This is a genomic window from Paenibacillus sp. FSL P4-0176 (assembly GCF_037975265.1).
Classification (GTDB): Bacteria; Bacillota; Bacilli; order Paenibacillales; family Paenibacillaceae; genus Paenibacillus; species Paenibacillus amylolyticus.
Window position 1 is genome coordinate 5,374,260 of sequence record NZ_CP150242.1, and the last position, 20,011, is coordinate 5,394,270.

The 20,011-nt window shown below is 45.7% G+C and carries 16 protein-coding genes; 7 read left to right on the forward strand and 9 right to left on the reverse strand.

All coding sequences use genetic code 11. The features are described 5' to 3' along the window. Positions 1-13: 13 nt before the first annotated feature. On the reverse strand, positions 14-997 hold the full coding sequence (locus MKY95_RS24915; protein ID WP_076328183.1) for a sensor domain-containing diguanylate cyclase: 984 nt from the start codon (positions 995-997) through the stop codon (positions 14-16). 25 nt (positions 998-1,022) lie between these two features. Then, on the reverse strand, positions 1,023-1,829 hold the full coding sequence (locus MKY95_RS24920) for an alpha/beta hydrolase (protein ID WP_036617433.1): 807 nt from the start codon (positions 1,827-1,829) through the stop codon (positions 1,023-1,025). Positions 1,830-2,048: 219 nt separating this feature from the next. Here MKY95_RS24920 and MKY95_RS24925 point away from each other — a divergent pair, with 219 nt between their 5' ends. Beyond that, complete coding sequence (locus MKY95_RS24925; RefSeq protein WP_076328184.1) at positions 2,049-3,263, forward strand: MFS transporter; 1,215 nt, start codon at positions 2,049-2,051, stop codon at positions 3,261-3,263. Then, positions 3,256-3,819: a TetR/AcrR family transcriptional regulator gene (locus tag MKY95_RS24930; RefSeq protein WP_076328185.1), complete on the forward strand. Its 564-nt coding sequence runs from the start codon at positions 3,256-3,258 to the stop codon at positions 3,817-3,819. The genes MKY95_RS24925 and MKY95_RS24930 overlap by 8 nt, the downstream gene beginning before the upstream one ends. Before the next feature lie 85 nt (positions 3,820-3,904). On the opposite strand, the gene MKY95_RS24935 is transcribed toward MKY95_RS24930, so the two are convergent. Next, entirely contained in the window at positions 3,905-5,539 is a 1,635-nt protein-coding gene (locus MKY95_RS24935; protein WP_076328186.1) for a DUF1593 domain-containing protein, read from the reverse strand. Between the two features lie 332 nt (positions 5,540-5,871). Between MKY95_RS24935 and MKY95_RS24940 the strand changes: the two genes are divergently transcribed. Genes MKY95_RS24940 through MKY95_RS24950 form a run of 3 tightly spaced genes read left to right on the forward strand, consistent with a single transcriptional unit; the run spans position 5,872 to position 7,815 of the window. Then, a complete protein-coding gene (locus MKY95_RS24940) occupies positions 5,872-6,522 on the forward strand; it encodes a hypothetical protein (protein WP_076328187.1) in 651 nt (216 codons plus the stop codon). 34 nt (positions 6,523-6,556) lie between these two features. Next, complete coding sequence (locus tag MKY95_RS24945; protein ID WP_036668647.1) at positions 6,557-7,114, forward strand: DUF1697 domain-containing protein; 558 nt, start codon at positions 6,557-6,559, stop codon at positions 7,112-7,114. 53 nt (positions 7,115-7,167) lie between these two features. Beyond that, complete coding sequence (locus MKY95_RS24950) at positions 7,168-7,815, forward strand: Imm50 family immunity protein (RefSeq protein WP_036668648.1); 648 nt, start codon at positions 7,168-7,170, stop codon at positions 7,813-7,815. A gap of 122 nt (positions 7,816-7,937) precedes the next feature. Here MKY95_RS24950 and MKY95_RS24955 read toward each other — a convergent pair whose 3' ends face one another. The 3 genes from MKY95_RS24955 to MKY95_RS24965 form a co-directional block, all read right to left on the reverse strand. Beyond that, positions 7,938-8,381, reverse strand: coding sequence for an Hsp20/alpha crystallin family protein (locus MKY95_RS24955; protein ID WP_047843886.1), 444 nt, complete (start codon positions 8,379-8,381; stop codon positions 7,938-7,940). A 191-nt stretch (positions 8,382-8,572) separates the two neighbouring features. Beyond that, the gene (locus tag MKY95_RS24960; protein ID WP_076328188.1) at positions 8,573-9,775 is read right to left on the reverse strand and encodes an MFS transporter; all 1,203 of its coding nucleotides are present in this window, start codon (positions 9,773-9,775) and stop codon (positions 8,573-8,575) included. A 111-nt stretch (positions 9,776-9,886) separates the two neighbouring features. Further along, positions 9,887-10,846, reverse strand: coding sequence for an AraC family transcriptional regulator (locus tag MKY95_RS24965; protein WP_339194927.1), 960 nt, complete (start codon positions 10,844-10,846; stop codon positions 9,887-9,889). Positions 10,847-11,166: 320 nt separating this feature from the next. On the opposite strand from MKY95_RS24965, the gene MKY95_RS24970 reads away from it, so the two are divergent. Further along, the gene (locus MKY95_RS24970; RefSeq protein WP_339194929.1) at positions 11,167-12,753 is read left to right on the forward strand and encodes a stalk domain-containing protein; all 1,587 of its coding nucleotides are present in this window, start codon (positions 11,167-11,169) and stop codon (positions 12,751-12,753) included. Between the two features lie 134 nt (positions 12,754-12,887). Here the strand turns inward: MKY95_RS24970 and MKY95_RS24975 are convergent, their stop codons facing one another. From MKY95_RS24975 to MKY95_RS24985, 3 genes are all read right to left on the reverse strand, one after another. After that, positions 12,888-13,100, reverse strand: coding sequence for a hypothetical protein (locus MKY95_RS24975; protein WP_289390004.1), 213 nt, complete (start codon positions 13,098-13,100; stop codon positions 12,888-12,890). Between the two features lie 146 nt (positions 13,101-13,246). After that, on the reverse strand, positions 13,247-15,490 hold the full coding sequence (locus tag MKY95_RS24980; protein ID WP_036617400.1) for a carboxylesterase family protein: 2,244 nt from the start codon (positions 15,488-15,490) through the stop codon (positions 13,247-13,249). Between the two features lie 726 nt (positions 15,491-16,216). Beyond that, a complete protein-coding gene (locus MKY95_RS24985) occupies positions 16,217-18,130 on the reverse strand; it encodes an AraC family transcriptional regulator (protein WP_036617397.1) in 1,914 nt (637 codons plus the stop codon). Between the two features lie 228 nt (positions 18,131-18,358). On the opposite strand from MKY95_RS24985, the gene MKY95_RS24990 reads away from it, so the two are divergent. Next, entirely contained in the window at positions 18,359-20,011 is a 1,653-nt protein-coding gene (locus MKY95_RS24990; protein WP_036617394.1) for an alkaline phosphatase, read from the forward strand.

Sequence of the window (20,011 nt, forward strand, 5' to 3'; positions counted from 1 at the left end):
TGTAATCCAATCCTTAACTTTTTACCATCTGAGCTGCATGTGTCACCCGGTTTCGTCCTCCGGTTTTGGAGGCATACAGGGCGTTGTCCGCTCTTTGGAACAAGGACTTTTCCGTATCATCCTCGACTACAGTGGCCGCACCGATACTCACAGTAATGTTATATTCACCCCAATCGGCTGAAGCAACCTGTGAACGATATCGTTCTGCAATACCGATCGCCTGCTCCTCTTCACAATCTGGAAGAATGACAACAAATTCCTCCCCACCGTAACGTGCAACCACATCCGTACTTCGCGATACCGTTTGCAGCAGCCCTGCCAGATTACCGAGCACCAGATCTCCGATCGGATGTCCGTACGTATCATTAATGTTTTTGAAATGATCAATGTCCACAACGAGAAGGGAGAAATAACGTTGTTTCTCCTGGAACATCAGTAAGCATTCAAGCATTTTTTCCTGGAAAAACCTGCGGTTCTTCAATCCTGTCAACAAGTCGGTGGAGGCCATTGTCTCCAACTGATCATTCACTTTGATTAACGCCTGCTCTTTAATTTTATATTCCTCATGCAGTCGTTCAAGCTCTTTATTCGCTTCTTGCGTCGCTTGATACAGCTCCTGAAGCTTCGTTTTGGTATGCAAAATATCCTTCTCATGTTCGATTCGCTTACGCATGACTACAACGACACAATCTACCACGCTTTCCCCGTTACGGGTCTGACGAACACCGTTAAGCAGAACAGGAACAGCCTGCTGATCACGGGTACGGAACGTGAAGTACATCTCGTCCACATGTCCATATAACTGGATGTAGGGATAGAAATACGTATGGAAAAACACCTTGTTGCTCACCGACATGGTGGATTCAATATGTTGCCCTATGAGCTCATCGCGTTCATATCCAAGCATCGTAAGCAAAGTTTGATTAATCGACTGTACGACGCCCGAATCAGAGATAGAGAAGTATCCACAGGGAGCCAGATCTAATTGTATATCCATGGAATAACTGCCTTTCTTCCGCGTTTTATGCGCTCGTTAAATAATCCTTAATCATTCGGATGGTTTCTTCCGGTTGACTTAGATGCGGATAATGTCCCTTGGCCGTCATCTGTTGCAACCTGCTATTCTTCAGATGGGCGTGTAGATAATCCCCTACTTCTACTGGGGCAATGCTGTCATCCGAGCACTGAAGAATTAATGTTGGCACAGTTGCCTGCTCCAGATCAATACGACAGTCAGATAAAAACGTCACTTCGGCAAATTGTCTCGCAATATGCGGATCTCTGGAGCAGAAGCTTTTCTCCAACTCTTCCGTCAGCTCTTTCCGTTCCGGATTGTTCATCACAATGGGTGCCAGATAACTCGCCCACCCAATAAAATTCATCTGCATCATCTCAAGCAATTCATCGATATCATTCCGATCGAAACCTCCATAATAATTCGGCAGATCATTCACGTAACGTGGGGAGGGCCCTAACATTATAATTTTTTTGAAATATTTAGGGTTCTGAATCGATGCCAGCATACCAATCATACTACTGACGGAATGCCCGACAAATATGGTGTCCTTTAGCTCAAGCGCTTCCATAACTTCCAGCACATCCTGGGCGTATCCTTGAAGGTTGCTATATTTGATAGCATCATAATAGTTAATTTGAGATTCGCCAGATCCAACATAATCAAACAACACCACACGGTAGTTCTCCATAAAACCTGGAATAATGTAACGCCACATATCCTGATCACATCCAAAACCATGAGCAAATACAATCGTTTGGCTACCCGAGCCAAGTACCTTAACATTATTTCTTACAAGTATATCAACCGTCATTGCATATCACCTCTCCGAGGTAGTATTCACTTGAATCATTTTATCTGATTAGTATACCGGAAAATGTTGGAATATGAATTAAAAATAATTAATAACTTCTCTCATCCACTAAAAAATCATGAACTCCTGCTCTGAATACGCGCTTTACAATCTGACGATCGTCAGGTAAAATCAGTTCAACATGTCGCGCGACAGAGATCAATATTACGGAGGAAAACCATGAGTACTTCAACACATAGCTCTACACCTCAGCAACTCTGGGGAAGATCATTCCTATTTATCATGTTAGCCAACGCATTATTGTTTATGGCATTTGAAATGTTGCTTCCGACCTTGCCTTTGTTTGTCTCAAGTCTTGGTGGCGAAGCCTCCCAAATTGGGCTTGTTACCGGCGTATTTATGTTTTCTGCCATCTTGATTCGACCCTTCACTTCTGTTTTGGCAGCTCGAATAGATAAAAAATATCTATTGATTATCGGCATCACTATCTGTGCATTAATGACAGGCGCATACTACCTATCGTCAGGTATTTGGATGATTCTTGTATTTCGAGTGATCCACGGATTCGGATTTGGTTTGGCAACGACATATTTTGCAACGATTGCCACTGAAAACATACCAAGAGATCGCCGGGGAGAAGGTATGGGGTATTTCGGCGTAGGGGAGACGGTCGCTATATCCATTGGTCCATTGATTGGAACAAGCCTGTTGTTTAGGTACGACTACCAGAGCCTGTTTATGGGAGGTATGTGCATTTTGCTGTTAGCTCTCCTAATGACAGTGTTTGTATCCAGAAAGCCGAAAACAGAAGGTAGTAGTGAGTCTATGCAAACTCATGTCCCTTCGGTGAAACTGATTGAAAAGAAGGTACTCTTCCCTTCCCTTCTCATTATGCTCGTTGGCATTGCAGCGGGTTCAATCATGTCCTTTGTGGCTTTATTTGCCGCCGAAAGAGGGTTCGAGAATATAGCCTGGTTTTTCTTCATCGTTGCCATTGCCAGCTTCGCCGTTCGACTGTTTTCGGGGAAAATGTTTGATCGATGGGGACCAGGTTCCGTGTTGTTACCTTCTGCCGTGTTTGCAATCGCGGGGCTACTGGTTCTGATTATCGCCCAGAGTGATGTGCAATTCCTGATCGCCGGTGCGTTATACGGCTTTGGTTTTGGTGCCATATTCCCGGCGATTCAGACCTGGTGTGTGAATCTTGTAGAAGAACATGAGCACGAAAGTGCGATGGCTTCCTTCTTTAACTTCTTTGACCTCGGAATTGGCGGTGGTTCGTTGATCCTGGGCGTTGTGGCTTCTGCATTTTCCTATACGGTGGTGTATGCTATCTCTATAGGCATTTTTGTGGTATATATCTTGTTATATTTGGTATACTCCCAAAAACAGCAGAGGTATTCAGCTCGCCAACTGGAGGTAGACATTGAGTAAAAAACGAATCAAGGAAATTGCCATTCAACATTTTAATCGTCTGGGTTACGAGGGGACCAAGATGGCGCAGATTGCCGAAGAGGCAGGCATTCGCAAGCAATCCCTGGCTTATCATTATTCATCCAAAAAAGCGTTATTGCTGGAGTTATATGAGGAAGTTGTGCAGGAGGAACAACAGTTTGTACGCCAATTCTTCAGCGAGTATGTTACCCAAACTTTGGATCAGCAGTTATATGCCTTTTTGCATGAACACAAAAATCGCTTTCTGACTCATCCAAACGTTGCTTTTATGTATATCTTGTCCTTTATCACACCGCTGGAGGTGCATGATTTTGTGCTAGCCCAGTATCGAACGTACCTCGGGACACTGAAGGAAGAGCTGGCAGCCGTATTTACCAGACATTCCGATATACGCCTGGGTCCGGAAGAAGCCACCGTAGCTTTTGTCACCGTGATGGATGGATTGGATGTACAGCTCGTGTATGAGACACGGCAATCCTATGAACAAGCTTTGGCAATCACCTGGAATGTCTTCTGGTCAGGCATCCAGCGTTAACGGATCAATTACGATCGGACTACACAAATAAGAGGGGCGTCCCACCAGCCATGTTGATTACTTTTGGGACAACCCCTCTATTTCTTTATTTCACAGTTAGGATCACACGTTGATAATGCTTCAACTGATGCTCTCCATCATCCTGTACTTCGGCAACGATATGAAGGGTATCACCCGATTTGGCATCGTCAGGAACGGTAAATGTCACCGCTTCGGTGTCACTGCCCTGTAATTTTATCGTATCCACCTGCTCATCCTTGGCAAGTTCACGATGCAACCCAAGCTGCAGGTCACCCGCCATTTCAGGCTTAACTTTGTTCGGTGTTACTTTGGAATCCTCATAAGTGTCCGCTTCGAAATATCTCCACCACGTATAGGTCAGTTGATCTCCATCCGGGTCTTTACCCTCCGCGTGAAGAGTAACTTCCTCCCCAGGACTAACACTAAGATCCACCCCTTCCTTAATCGTTAAAGACGGATTATGGTTGGCACCTTCGTAAGTGTCTGCAACTGCCCAGTCTGCACGTGCTGCAAAATCATCCTGCACATCGTCAAACCATCTCATCAGAGAGTATTCGGCTTCATAGCGTTTGGTGTACGGATCGTAATCAAGCACATTGTTTCTAAACAGCTTGTCGTTCACAACTCCAAAGCGTCCACCCCAACCGCCGTAGGAAGGGTCTTCCATACTGCGCAGCCCATTATCAATCAGATAAAAGAAGGAAGGAGAGTCACCCTCAGATATAAAATCGTACTTGTCATATTGTGGATTGTTCTTCAGATACTCAGCACTTCCCCGTTGTTCTTCGGCTAGTTCGCCTTCGATCATTTTGCCGTCACCCATCGATGCATACATATCCATCAGCTTGCCATGTCCGTTCAGGATATTCTTGACCATCCAGTCGCCATGAAGCTTACTGTTCACTTCTTCGGCATGCATCTTCCATGCATAGGCAAAATGCCAGAAGTTCGATTGGTCGTTGAGAATGCGGATATCCGGCCAATTCTTCGCAATGTATTCGTTGTAGCTGTCATCCTGATCGAGGATGATGTACAGGACCAGTTTGTCACTGACTTTTTTGCGAATCGCATCCCACTCAGCTGTGTCTTTGTACTGTTCCTCAATCGATTTTAGCGCTCTGGCTGTGGTATTGGTGCCCCCCCATGTCTGAACAATCAGGTCTCGGGAGTCATCATCGAGGAAAAGAGTTTCGAGGAACTCGGAACCTTCGGTTTCCTTCTCCATCTCCCCTTTATCGGAAATATTACCGATCTTGGTCATCGCTCGAAGCTGTTCCGGCTCCGGGTACCCATCCGCATGTTTGGATAAGTTCGGGTAGATCTCGCCATAGGCATCGATCATGTCGTACACCCACTGTGTGCCTGTCCAGCGGAACGGCTTGATCCCTGCTTCCTCGTCTCCAGCATAATGATACACCGAGCTGGTCAGTACAATTCCGGCAAGGTCCATCTCATTCGAATATAAGAGGAAACGAATGACGGAGTTCATATCATCCACTTCACCGTCGGTTGTAATCACTGTTCTGCCTTTGGCAGCTTGGTTGTTTGCAGGTTTCTGGGTTTCATTCTCTGTCTGTTCTGTCGCCTGATTTGGTGTGTCACTCGCGGTTTGTGGCGCTTTGGATGCGCATCCACTAATCACCAGGATGATACTGAGACAACCTACGGCAAAACCGTTTAACCATTTTCTCTTGTTCATAGTGCTCCCCTTTCTTCTGTACAGCGTGATGTTAGTTTGGTTGGAAATAAGTACGTCCTCTGTTTTTCTATCCTTAATATGGACCGTAGAATGCAAAAAAACCCGAACAACATTATGAATGGAACAAAGTCCACGCATAGTGATGTTCAGGTTTTGCCTGCCCGAAGCAGTAACAATCCTTATTTGAGTGAAAGTATATCATGTCCACTCATGAATGTAAACGTATTCAAATGTTTTTTGAATTTATCTTTGATATAGTATAATGCTTATAGCCAAGAATCAAACGAATCGGCTTGTTATTATATCAATGTAATTAGGAGGACTCAGACATCATGCAACAACTGGATGCGGCCTTGAGCCGTTTGGTGGAACAGCAGGATTTATATAATGAAGCTTATGGACTTTTCAAAAATCATGATCTGCGTCCCCGCGAACAACATCACCAGCCGGAAGTGGATACACGAATACCTCTTTCTCCAGAACTTCAGTATCTGTACAGTCATTATGAAATGATGGATGCGGATGCGGAAGGTACACTCAAAATGAAAAATGCCGCCGTCGAAATCGGTGATGCCGCACTTATTTCCTTTGTCGCACCTGAACATCTGCTTCGTCAGCAACTGGGGTTCCGCTGGATTGGCATGAATGAACCTTATGAGGAGTCCTCCACTTGGCCAAAAACTCACGTTGTCATCGCAAACTTTAACGATGATCCGTTAATTGTAGATGTGGAAGCACCAAACTCTCCCGTATATGCCGCTTTTACAGGTGGAGAACCAAACCGTGTTGCTGATTCACTATCAGACTTTTTCAGTGCACTAGCCATCCTGATTGAAGCGGCGCGTACCTATGCCGGAGAAGTAAAAGATGAAGAAACCTATGAAACCAAGCCCGAGTATCTGGAGCAAGTGGAACCTTTATTGCAAGATCTGTTGGGAGAAGAGTATACTGCTCATCTGTTCGAATATCTGTCCTTTTGTTAAAACAGTGAATTGAAGGAATTGGAGGGGCGCCCATATGATCTATGTGGCTTTGCTACGAGGCATTAATGTAGGCGGGAACAATAAAATTAATATGAAGCAGCTGAAAGAAACATTTGAACAAGCAGGCATGCTGGATGTCGTTACCTATATCAATTCTGGCAATATTATTTTTGCCGATCATCAGGAACGTGCCGATGCAAATTGGGAGATATCCCATGTGTTAGAACAGGCCATCGCCGCCGATTTTGGCTTACAGATCAGGGTAATGGTGCGGAATATGGATGAAATTCAATCCGTTATTCAGGCGCTGCCAGAAGAATGGGTTAATGATGACACAGCCAAAAGTGATGTGATGTTCCTCTGGGATGAGATCAATGAGCCCTCCGTGCTGGACCAGCTGCCCATCAAACCGGGAATCGGCACACTAATCTATGTTCCCGGAGCGATTTTATACTCAGTCAGCAGAGAAGATGCATCCAAAAGTGGCATGAACAAGCTTGTGGGATCCAAAGTATATGCCTATATGACGGTTAGAAATGTGAATACCACACGTAAGATCTATGCCCTGATGCAAGCAGCAGCAGAGAAATAATACAGACAGGTGGAGATGATGCCACGCAGCTTGTGGCAATTGGAGGTAGTCTAATGAACAGAGCATGGACATTAAACGTCAGCGTCCGATCCGTAGAGCGGGAACCATTCTGGTATGCACCCCAGACTCCCTGGCAGATACAGGGACAAGGTTTTCGAGTGAAATTCCATACCAATAGGGCAATCGACTTGCTTGCTCAAGATCAACTGCTTGTTACCGTTGGTGAGGAAGGTACCGCGAACTGGGCTGCTTTTATCGGAACAGTCGTGGAATGCGAACCAGACTCTCTCCTGCTCTATACAAGTCCTCAGTACGAGGCACAGTTAATGGATATTCGGAGGTTGGAACGTGAATTTTCTCCTTTGGCTTCCATCCTCGGAGCGCAACATGTAATTGAAACTCTGGGCTATTTCCCTCCCTTCCATTATGACGAAATTACGGATGTGCAGCTGGAAACAGTCCAAAATATACAATCCCTCTCTCTTGTGCTAACGCATAATGCTGATCAGGAATGGGAACAGCAGGTGCACTTCCATTTTGAACATATTCAGCAAGAGATGTTCTCCCCTGTGGAGGCATCTAACGTTTGTTTACAGCTAAGTTTCACTTATGCAGCCGATCAGATCCGTGTTAACTTGGATGCCGTATCCGGCTTCTCCGCTACATTCCTATGCAGCACAATTCATATTCAATTCCATTAACCCGGTTATGTAAAAAATCCCTTCATGGGACAACATGACAAAACATCTTTACAGATGTTCTTCCATGCCTATTACCATAAAGGGATAGCTCAACTTCTTCAGCTACACATTTTGCATCTGGTTTAGTCAATTTGAATGCGTCTGCGAGATTGATCATCACCAGGACGTTTTGGAATCTCGAGCTTCAGCACACCTTCTTCCAATCTGGCCTTAATGTGCTCCTCATCAATATGATCAACATAGAATCGCCGGATAAACTCGCCGGAACGGCGTTCCTGCCGTATGATTCGATTGGAGTCATCCTTCTGCTCCACTATATCATTGCGTTTGGCACGAATAATCAATTCATTACCTTGAACCTGAATGTCTATGTCCTCTTTGGCGATGCCCGGAAGCTCGGCTTCTACCGAATATTTGTCTTCTTCCTCACGAATGTCGGTCCGGAATGGCTGGGAGCCAGTTCCAAAAGGGGAGAGGAATGAGTTCTCAACCATGTCATTGAAGGATTTCAACATGTGTCCGAACGGGTCTTCATTTCGTTTACGAAACGGAATCAGATCAAACATGAAAATCAGCTCCTTTTGTGTGGTTGGTTTATTGGTGTTGCTTACATTGATTATTATAATACCCTTGCAAATAAGGCTCAAAGTCTGTAAAAGACGAAAAAAACCGATTTTCTTTCATCATGGTTCACTATTTTAAAATAGATCCTTTTTTCTTTTATTTTGACCTTATTTGATCTTCTGACTTTGTCTGACTATAACGAATGAATGGGGTCCGTTACAGTATTGGATTCATTCTTCCGCATTCCCATCATCATGATTGCCAGCAAGACAACCAGAACAGCTACGAGCATAAATGGAACATGTTTGTCCACCTGATAGAGTGTCGTTGTAAGTAAAGGGGTAATAACGGCGGATATCCCCTGGATGGCTGCTACCAATCCCGCTGCCCCTCCCTGCTGTTCTTTGCTAACTGCCAGCGAAGCACCTGCCATGAACCCCGGCATCATCAGACCCGAACCCATGCCAAACAGGAAAAACGAGAAATAATACATGGATAACACATGGAAGACTAAAAACAGGATCATGCTTGCGATCAGGAAAAGGGACCCGAGCAAAATCATTGGGCGTGGCTGCCATTTCAACCATTTCATCTGAATGACCTGCATGATCAACATCGCTGCTCCAGAGAACATGAGTCCAAACGAAACCATTCGGGCCGTCGCCGCTGAGGATAGAGCCAGTTGATCCTGAAAATAAAATCCCCCGACAACCTGTAGTGTCATGATACCCATCATCGTGACCAAACCGGCAGCAAGGTACATTCGTAAACCACGTTGGAACGGGTTGACTTTAGGCGGTTTTGCCTGAATGACCGGTTTGGCTGACGGGATTAACAGCAAGGCAATAATAAACGCAGCTATCGCTATAAAAATGCCGAAATAAAGCGGCCAGAGCAGACCGATAAGGGTAAATGCTCCTGCAATCGCAGGTCCAAATACTAGGCCAAGTCCATTCGCAGCACTGATAATCGCCATTCCACTTCCCCGCTCCTCCCCTTCTGTCACATCACCCATATAGGCTTGGGCAGAAGACAGCACCGCCGGAATGAACATGCCGATCAGACTGCGCGTCACAATCAGAAGGGTTAACAGGAGCCCCCCTCCGATCCATGCATTTAATCCCCCGTACAATGCCAGTGCAAATAATGCACAGCTCACAGACATACCTATAAATCCAATCAATATGATGGGTTTTCTTCCTCTTATATCACTCCATCTGCCCCATACCGGAGCCATGACAGCCATCATAATGGACCCAAGCGAGATAATAAGACCGGAATGACTTTCTTTCATGCCCAACTCGCGAATAAGTGGTGGCATAATGGGTGCAATTAGCATCAGACCCAACATGGCTGCAAATACGCTAAAAAAAATACTTCCTCTGATTCTATTCATGTTTGTACACTCCTCTATATTTCAGTACAGTACCCACTGTACCTGGAGTATACAAGGCGGAATGAATCCCCACTGCCTCTATACGGAACAATTCACGGCAAGACGGATTTATTAATAAATCTTTTTCATCTCGGAAGGCTTCACGCCGAATTTGCGATAAAATTGCTGCGAAAAGGCACTGACATTGCTGTAACCGACCGCAATCGCGGCCTCGGTGACGTTGTTATTCTGATTGCGCAGCAACTTCATGGCGTTGTCGAGACGAACCTGACGCAAATATTCGAACACCGTGCTTCCGAAAAGTGCTTTGAATCCTTTTTTTAATTTAAAATCGTTAAGACCCACCTGTCTGGACAATGCTAGCAAAGATGGAGGATCTACCATACAAGCCTCCATAATCTCCCGTGCCGTATGTAACTTCCGGATGTCCTCTCTGGAGAATCCTGCGGGAATTGGCGCCAGATCAAACAATTGGATCATAAATCGATTCAAGATCTCCAAGGCTGTCGCTTCCATCATTAAGGATGATCGATAACTGTTGTTTAATTCCACAATCAAACTGTCGATCATCGTTCGTATCCGGTTATCCAGTTGAAAGACAATCGGCTTAAACACCTTTCGCCCTAACACCTGATTAAACGCAATCGACTTGAAACCGCCCAGTTGCGCCGCAGCATAATTGAACAGAGAAACCGGAATCCCCAGCGAAAAGGACGTATACAGTTCCCTTGCCGGAGGATGGAACCACGCTTCGAAATCATGCATAAAAATAAGGGCCCCTTGCCCTATCGATAATGAATAATCCTGACCGGATATATCCACATTTCGCTCTCCTGACAAGGCAAATTGCAATTCCACAATGGGCGTTTCGGATGCAAAATACGTTGGATACGGCTGATGATATTCAACCTGGGAATATAAAATCTCAATGCCACTGTATGTCGTTACTCTTTTAATATTGCCACTTCCCGCCTTGGGAGAGAGCAGATACGTGTGTTCATCTTGCTGACTGTAAGGCTCCTGGGTCAGGTAATGCTGATATACTACGCCTAATGCATCATCCGTGCGCATGGGTATTCACCTCGCCTATATCTTGATCAGACTTGTCAGTAAAAAAGCCCGAATTAATTGATAATTATTCTCAATTATAATTCTAGCGTATTTTCGCCCGTTCGACCAGTCCTATATATATGAAGGCTCACGTCTGCTTTTTTCTTCATGTTGCAACATCATTTTATACACTAACTTACATATCCAATTTGGAAAAATATCTCTTATCTAACCTTTTACACAAATCACAGACTTCTCTTACCTCTCCTTAACATAAGCTCCCTATACTAAAACAATTGTACAACTCATTACACACGAAACGATAAAGGGGATCTGGAACATTGAAAAAGAGAAATCAATGGCTCGCCGTTCTGTCGATGACTGCCATTCTTACCGCAGGAGCAACCAGCTACACATCCATGATTCATGCCGCTGACGCAACTAAAACCACCAATGATCATGTCGTACTGCGCACAGCCATCCAAAATATGCAGGGTACGGTCACATGGAACGGAAGCAGTCGCAGTGTTAATATCCAGATCGCAGATACTAAAGTACAACTTCCTATAGGAACGTCATCAGCCACCATCAACGGTGTGAAAACTCCTTTGGACAGTAAAAGCTACATCACCAAAGGTACAACGTATGTATCTCCCCAAACACTAAAATTAATTACGGATCAACTGATCCTGAAACAAAATAAAACCGGTTTTGAACAGACCGCATCGTTTCAGATGCCTGGTGGCAAAGCAGAAATATCAGCCTCTACGCCAGATGGACAGCGCCTGCTCGTAACCGAAGCAGACAATGGCAGCATTTCCGTACTGGACATTGCTGACTTGAAAAACATCAACGTATTGAAGACGGTCAGCTTCCATGACCTCTCCGCCAAAGCTGAAGTTACAAGCGTAACCGTGTCCAAAGATGGTAAATACGGTCTTGCTGTTATTCGTACAGGGGATACAGACAGCGAAGCAAACAAAGGGTTGCTTGCCATTGTGGATCTGACAACCTACAAAACCGTCAAAACGTATGAACTGGGCATTGGTCCTGACTCGATTGCACTGTCACCAGACGGTCAGCATGCAGTGATCGCCATAGAGGATGAAGAGCTGAATAAAGCTGCGGATGAAATTGACTATGCCAGCACCAAACGTCCGGGTAGCATTATGGTTGTATCTTTTGCTGGCGGGAACGTATTGGAGGGTGAGATCACCAACTTGCCGGTATCTCTGGACAATGTAGAAGGCGCCATCTATCCGCATGATCCACAACCAGAGTATGTTGCTATTAGTCCAGATAGTAAAACAGCAGCCATCACGCTACAGGAAAACAATGTCGTTGCCATCGTAGATCTGGAGACAAAAAAAATCAGCTCAATCTTCGCTCTGGGTACCACTTCACATCAAGCAGATCTGAAAGATGATGGTATCGTTCAGTTTAAAGAGACGTTGACCGCTCGTTATGAACCGGATGGGATTGCTTTCTCGGCAGATGGCAAATACCTGCTGACAGCCAATGAAGGGGATTTGGGCAAGAATGAATTTGAGGATGGTGTAAAAGCAGGCGGACGTAATATCGCTGTCTGGAATCTGCAAGGACAGCGGATGTACGATAGCCAGAACCTCATTGACGAGGCAACTGCCATGGTTGGCTTGTATCCCGATGATCGCAGTCCCAACAAAGGCAGCGAAGTCGAGAACCTGACCGTTGCTACTGTAGATGACACTACGTATGCAGCCGTAGCTTCTGAACGGGCAGATGCCATTTTGTTCTTTGATCTTGCTGATCCAGTCAATCCGGACTACCTGGGTCTGATTCCTACAGCCGGAGAATCACCAGAGGGAATTCATCGTGTTAACGGACGCAGCCTGTTTGTGAGTGCAGATGAAAGCACGGGAACACTTAGTTTTTTTGCCAAGAAATAGTTCGAGTGCCCTCGGTATGTAAAGGCTGAACTGAGCGGTGTCACGTTGTATTGAGTAGGTGGGGGCGAAAAGCCCCTATCCTCTCATACTATTGTACGCGCTATTCCACGTACCCACATATAATGCTGCAAAGGTTATCGACGCTTCATATTTTCCAATTCCCGCCTGTTCCGCTCTACTTCCTCTTGTAACACTTGTACTTCCATCCTTAATGCGGATACTTCCTCTTTGACGCCAGACCTCTTCATCCCAAGATAGAAAACCAGATATAATACAAGACCAATCATAATAAAGAAAATTAATAGCGTTATAATACCTGCAATACCAAAATTACTAACTCCATCCATAATGTACGTTTTCCCCTTTCCCATATCCTATTAATTTATATTTACAACAATACCATATTTAAGTATAACGAACAGTACAAAAAGCCAAGAGAGCATGCTCCCTTGGCTTACATTATATCTATATATACCTTCCTATCCGGTGATCCTTATTCCCAGAAGAAACGGCCTGCGAACACTTTTTCCGTCAACAGTTTATACGTTTCTTCAGGCAATTCTTTTTTCATCTTTGCCATAACGGCGTCTTTGCCTTGATTATATTGTGTGGACATGCCAATTTCTGCCGTTGTATTGCTTGCATCCAGACGCATGATTGGGGCTTGAGCATCTTTCGTCCAAGGTGTCCATGCCGCTAGATCAGGTGATCCACCCGTACCTGGATTGCCTGTGTACAGGAACTGCTTCAGATAAGCTGCCATCGCGGCGGACAACTGATCACGTCCTGGTTTGTTTGTATCGCTAAAGTACCCATCAGGGAAATAGGCAGCAATTCCGTCTGCGTGTCCTGTATAGAAGTCCATATCCGCACCATGTGGTGCGCCCAGTAACGTGAGCAAACGCTCAGAGATGACCCCAGGTTGTGTGCCCCATGCAAAACGATACGCATATACCGGTGGCTGACCTGCTTCACTGGTCAATTGCTCCGCTACACGCTCTGCATTAAAGCCTGCATAAGCTTCGCTACCGTATTTCAACGCAGCAGCATATTGTTCCGCCTTGGTTTTATCAGTAAACAGAGTCTCATCCGTGATGGATGGAGAGAAGTTTGGATCACCGAAGGCAAAACCAGAGAACTCCGTTTCCAGGCTGCCGAGCAATACAGGTACTTTTTTATAACTGCCATTATTGATGGCGTCAAATCCTTCTTTTGGAATCACTGTGCCATCACGGAACAGATGCGGGAATGGGTCCATACGGATTGCCGTTGCACCAAACGCTGTGACCAACTTGTCCGCAGGCAGTGCACGCAGGTAACTCTCCAGCTGTGCCTGAGATTGCTTGCCAATCCATGCTTTTGCTTCTTCTGCATTAGCCGCTTTCCCCTCTTGCACGAGTAGCTTCACAAGCACATCCTCGGATTTTTGCTCGCCTTCTTCCGGTGATGCTGTCGTCAATCCTCCACTGAAAGCAACTGCTTTTTGATACAGTCCTTTGCTAAGTGGCGAGATCAGAGTTGCCAGAACATCACGTGCACCAGCAGATTGTCCGGCTAATGTAACATTGCCTGTATCTCCGCCAAATCCTTCGATATTATCCTGCACCCACTCCAATGCACGGAATGCGTCAAGCAGACCATAGTTACCTGAGTCATCCAGGGCATTCCCTGTTTTCAGTGCTGCATTCTCGAAGAATCCAAGGGCTCCCAAACGGTAATTCACTGAGATGATAATGCTGTTGGTGCTCCGTGCAAGCTGTTCACCTTGAAAATCTTTACCTGATCCGGTCATATTCCCGCCGCCGTGCAGGAACACCATAACCGGAAGTTTCGAACTGGTTGTGTCGGGACGCCAGATATTAAGATACAACGAATCTTCGCTTCCCGCTGTAGTCTTGCCGGAGATCTGCAAGCTGTTCGCTGCAAATTCCTTAGCCGATCTGGTTCCTGTCCATGATTCCGGTTCTTGCGGGGCTTTCCAGCGCAGTTCACCTACTGGCGGTTTCGCGTAAGGAACACCAAGCCAGCCGAGCGTGCCATATTGCTCATAGGTTTTGCCATCAATCGCGCCATACTTGGTCTGTTGCACCGTTTGAGGTTGGAACGCTCCAGCTTCTTTATGTTTCAACCAGTTCTGTTCCAAAGTTCCACTGCCATTCTTGAGCTGTATCTGCAAAGCCTGTGCGGTTGCCTCTGCCATCAGGCGGTTGGTAAGTTGACTCGCTCCCTTCCCTTGAAGCGCCTTGATTCCTTTACCAGCCGCATAGGTGGAAGCAGATCCCTGCTCATAATCCGTACCTGCTTCATATCCAAGCACCTTCAGCAGCATCTCGGCATAACCTTCCGCTGTAAGGGGTGCATTAGGTTCAAACTTCTCCGTTCCTGTTACGATCTCAGACACATATGGATGCTGCTTCAAGTAACCAACGACCGGTTGTAATACTTTTCCTGCCTGAGCCGCATCGTCATACGTTTCCGATCCCTGATAAGCGAGTGCTTCTTTCTCCAATCCGGACAAACGCAAGTAAAGTACTGCGGCCTGAATGCGTGTAGCCTTTTTGTTCAGATAAGCTGCATTAACACCTTGACCGCTGCCGCGAATAAGCTCGGATTGGATCAGCTTGTCCATCGCTGCAGAAGAAGTAGGTCCTGTATTGCCTGCTGCATAAGCTGGTAGAGCGGATACACATAACCCCAGAATTGTTGCCACTGCAATCGAACGTTTAATGGTTTTCATGTCATAAATCTCCTCGCTGTCGAATAGTGTGTGATGGGATAAGTTCATTGGAATGTCCATTTGAGATGCGTATCTAAGAATCAGTATTCCAATGTCTGGATGAGTCTATATCTAAATTTATGAAAAAATTAAATCTGCTGCGCTCCTTTCTGCTCGAAATATCTGCTACGGCGCTTGCGGTCATGCCATCAGGCATTTTTTTATATAAAAAAACCTGAACCGAAGGCAAACAGACATCGCTTTAGCGTGGTCTACTGCCCTCAATTCAGGTTTTGCCTGCAATCAGTAACAACCCTGAGGAATGAGGTTCATTCCATATGAAAATGTAAACGCAATCAATCGTTTGATGAACAAACAACCAACGAATGAACTGACACAGGTATTGCCCTGAACACGGTTACAATCCTGTTGTTATGGTGATGTTAGCACATAATGTAAGCGTTCGCAATATCTTTTTTTAATCGTCAATATATCTCTCTGAATGGGTAACATTAAAAACAAGCTCTGCAAGTTCCATATCATATCGAATCGGAACCTACATTGCTTCGGGTATCTGCCCAGCCAGAAGCCCATATATATTGAGCATGGCGGTCGCTGTGCCCAGAGGTTGTAAGCTTTAATCATACAGAACCGCCGACATAACAAAACAGGCCATAGGCGCATCCACCTATGAACCTGCTCTGATATAACGTGATTTGCGTCAAATTTGTAGAATGAAATGTTTTTTTATTCCTGTAGCTTGCTCACTTGCTCAATCAGGCTATCCAGCCCCTTGTCGACCAGATAAGGTCCATAATTCCAATAGTTGCGAGAAACATTAATGATCCGATGATTTTTGATCGCAGGAATACTCTGATACACCGGCTCATTGAATAGCTCCATCATCTGCTCCATCTCTTCATCGTCCATCTGAGTGAAGAAGTAGTCTGCAGGTTTATCCGCCAGCTTCTCCAATGAGAGCACGGTTCCACCATCTGCATAGGCTTTGTACTGTTCAGGCATAACAAATCCGAAATCCTGGTATATCAACTTGCCCAATGTGCCGCCTTCTCCCCCAAGTAATACCTCCTTATTGTAGATAACGAAGGACATGGCCGTTGTTCCCGGTTCAATATTGATGTTCAGTTCATCCCGGATCCCATTCAATTTACTTTCGAAAGTAGCAATCCATCGCTCTGCTTCCTCTTTTTTATCCATAATCTCACCCATCGTTCTCAGGGTGTTGATGACATCTGGGTCACCGCCCCAGGCTACCGTAATCGTAGGCGCAATTTTCTCATAGGTGCCGATCACTTCCGTGCTTGTATAATCAGGTACGATGATCAGATCTGGCTCTAGATCCGAGACCACTTCTACGTTCCCCGTTCCTGATCCGATATCCGGTACATTAGCCATCTCTTCCGGGTACAGATCCAGTGTTTCCTTGTTGGCACCCGCCGGCTTCATTCCGAGTGGCAGCAAATACCCCCCATATGTGATCACAACCGGTTTGGCTGATTGGGCTGGAATCTCAACCGTTCTCCCCGATGCGTCGGTATACATTTTGGTTGCAGGCAGTGAAGCATCTTCATTTGCTGTTGACTGTGGATCAGCTCCTCCCCCGCAAGCTGCTAATAGCAGGGATAAACTAAATAATAAACTGACCGCCAAAGTAGGCTTAAAACGAACATTCAAGTCATTCACGCTCCAAGTGTTGTATTGATAATGATTATCGTTATTATCAATATAGCGTTGTGTGAGTTCTCCAGCAATGAACGATTCAGACTTCTTATTAGTACGATTTGAACCTTTAAACAGATGACTGTGCATTTTATATTGAGCAGGAGTTTCTCCCATCATTCGTTTGAAGATTCGGCTAAAGTAGTACAAATCTTTATATCCAACGCTCTCAGCCACATCACGAATCTGAGCCTCTGTCTCTGTTAGCAATACTTTGGCTTGGTTCATCCGGGTTTGGATGACGTATTCCATCGGACTGCAACCGAATTTTCGCTTGAATACCCGTGCCAGATAATGACTGCTGTAATGAAATTGGGCCGCCATATCCTCCATGGACACGGGATGTGCGTAGTGCTCCTGAATGTATGCTGCAATCTGCTCGGCTAATTCTGGAGGATCAGCTATCTGATCACTCGCCTGCTTCCATTGACGAAACTGTTCGTATACAAACTGATACAACAGTCCTGTAACCTGCAACCTGTCCAATTCTTCGCTGCTTGCCCAGCATTCATGCATTCTCTCCATTATGGGAATTAGCAACAGCGGATATGTTGCTGCAAAATAATACTGCTGCGGGGAAAATTCATACTCTTGTTGTACGTTTTCTACTCTCGACGGGTCGGTACCAGTGGAGCTTGGCTGGGGTTTATATAAAATAAGATAATATTCCAAGGGGAGATCCAGACAATGGATATGTATAGTTGTGCCTTTGCCAACATGCAGAACCTGCGTCTGGTTGGACCTGAGCTTTTCTTTACCCAAATGAACAATGGCTTCTCCTCTGACCATCAGCAAAAAAGCATGGGCTGGCAAAACATACGGCTTAATTGCCTGTCCCGGCTTCAAGACCAGATGACGAATGTCCATGAGCTTCACCTGATTTTTATTCCACCACTTAATGGCTTCTGACCATTCTTTCATTACAAACCACCTCAAAGCCGATCATTAGACGAGGGGCATTCCCTAGCCCGATTTTCTCCTTAACATACAAGAGTGGTCCTCATTTTGTCCAGTTCACCTGAATTCCAGCATCCTTCACTAATCGTAAATTTTACATATAGTTAACCCATTTCATACGTTAGTTTAGCAATTGTTGTATACACTTGGTTTGGGATACCAACTATACATATATTCTAGGAGGATGCATTCATGTTAAACCGGTTTAATGTCCGTGCAGCCAAAATGATGCTCGCGGTGACAACAATTGTTACGGCTACACTCGGAGGAAGCAGTGCAGCGTGGGCTGTGGAAGATACCACCTCAACGACATCTGCATCACCGATTAAAAATGTGATTATTCTGATTCCTGACGGTATGGCTAACGATGCTACCGCTCTGGCTCGTTGGTATAAGGGCTCGTCCCTGACACTGGACTCCATGGCAAGCGGCATGGTTCGGACTCACTCCGCCGATGCGCCGATTGCCGACTCAGCTCCTGCCGGAACCGCTTTTGCAACAGGTTATAAATCTCATACCGGATTTGTTGGTGTACTGCCGGACAAGGCTACGATGCCAGGGCAAAAGGCGATTGCTCCTGGAGACGAAAGAAAACCTGTTGCTTCCGTACTGGAAGCATCCAAACTGGCGGGTAAAGCAACTGGCATTGTCGCTACATCCGAGATTATGCACGCCACACCAGCGGACTTCTCCTCTCACTATCCGGACCGTAAAAACTATGATGCACTCAGCAAACAGCAAGTCTATAATGGCATGGATGTTGTGTTGGGTGGAGGTAGCAAATATCTTGAGCCAGCCGGACGTAAAGACGGTGAGAATCTGATTTCGTCCATCAAGGCACTGGGTTACGATTACGTCACTACACCAGCTGCAATGAAAGCATCCGATTCGAACAAGCTATGGGGTATGTTCGCGCCAGCGGGCATGGCTTATAATATGGACCGTGATCTTGCAAAACAGCCAAGCCTTGCCGAGATGACATCCAAAGCCATTGAAGTTCTGTCCAAAGACAAAGACGGCTTTTTCCTGATGGTCGAAGGCAGTAAAGTGGACTGGGCAGCTCACGCCAATGATCCGATTGGCATTATCAGTGACGTGCTGGCTTTTGATGATGCCGTAAAGGTAGCCATGGATTTTGCCAAAGCCGATGGAGAGACTGCCGTTGTGGCTGTTACGGACCATGGTAATGGTGGACTCACCATTGGTAACAACGCAACTAGCGGCACATACGATAAAGAGCCGTTATCCACATTTATCGGACCTTTGAAAAAGGCCAAACTGACAGGCGAGGGCGTTGAAGCGAAGCTGAATGCCAAGCGTACAAACATCAAAGCAGTGATGAAACAATACTATGGCATTACCGACCTGACTTCCGAAGAGATTGCCACCATTAAAGCGGCCGAGCCAGGCAGTCTTAACTATGCAATCGGTCCAATGATCAGCAAACGTGCAGGGATTGGCTGGACAACCGGTGGTCATACAGGTGGAGATGTTGTGCTGTACACGTATGCTCCGAACAATGACCGTCCATTCGGTGTAATCGACAACACGGATGTAGCAAAGTATATGGCACGTGTACTGGATCTGGATCTCGACAGCGTGAGCAAACAATTGTTTGTACCTGCCAAACAAGCATTTACGGCCAAAGGCGCGACGTACAAACTGGACCTGACGGACGCCAAAAATCCGAAGATCCTCGTTACAAAAGGCAACACCAAACTGGAACTGCAAATCTACAAAAATATTGCACTGGTGAACGGCAAAAAGACAACTTTGGAGGGTGTCATTGTGTATAACGGTGTAGAGGCATTTGTACCCCAGACGGCCGTTGATCTGATTCAATAA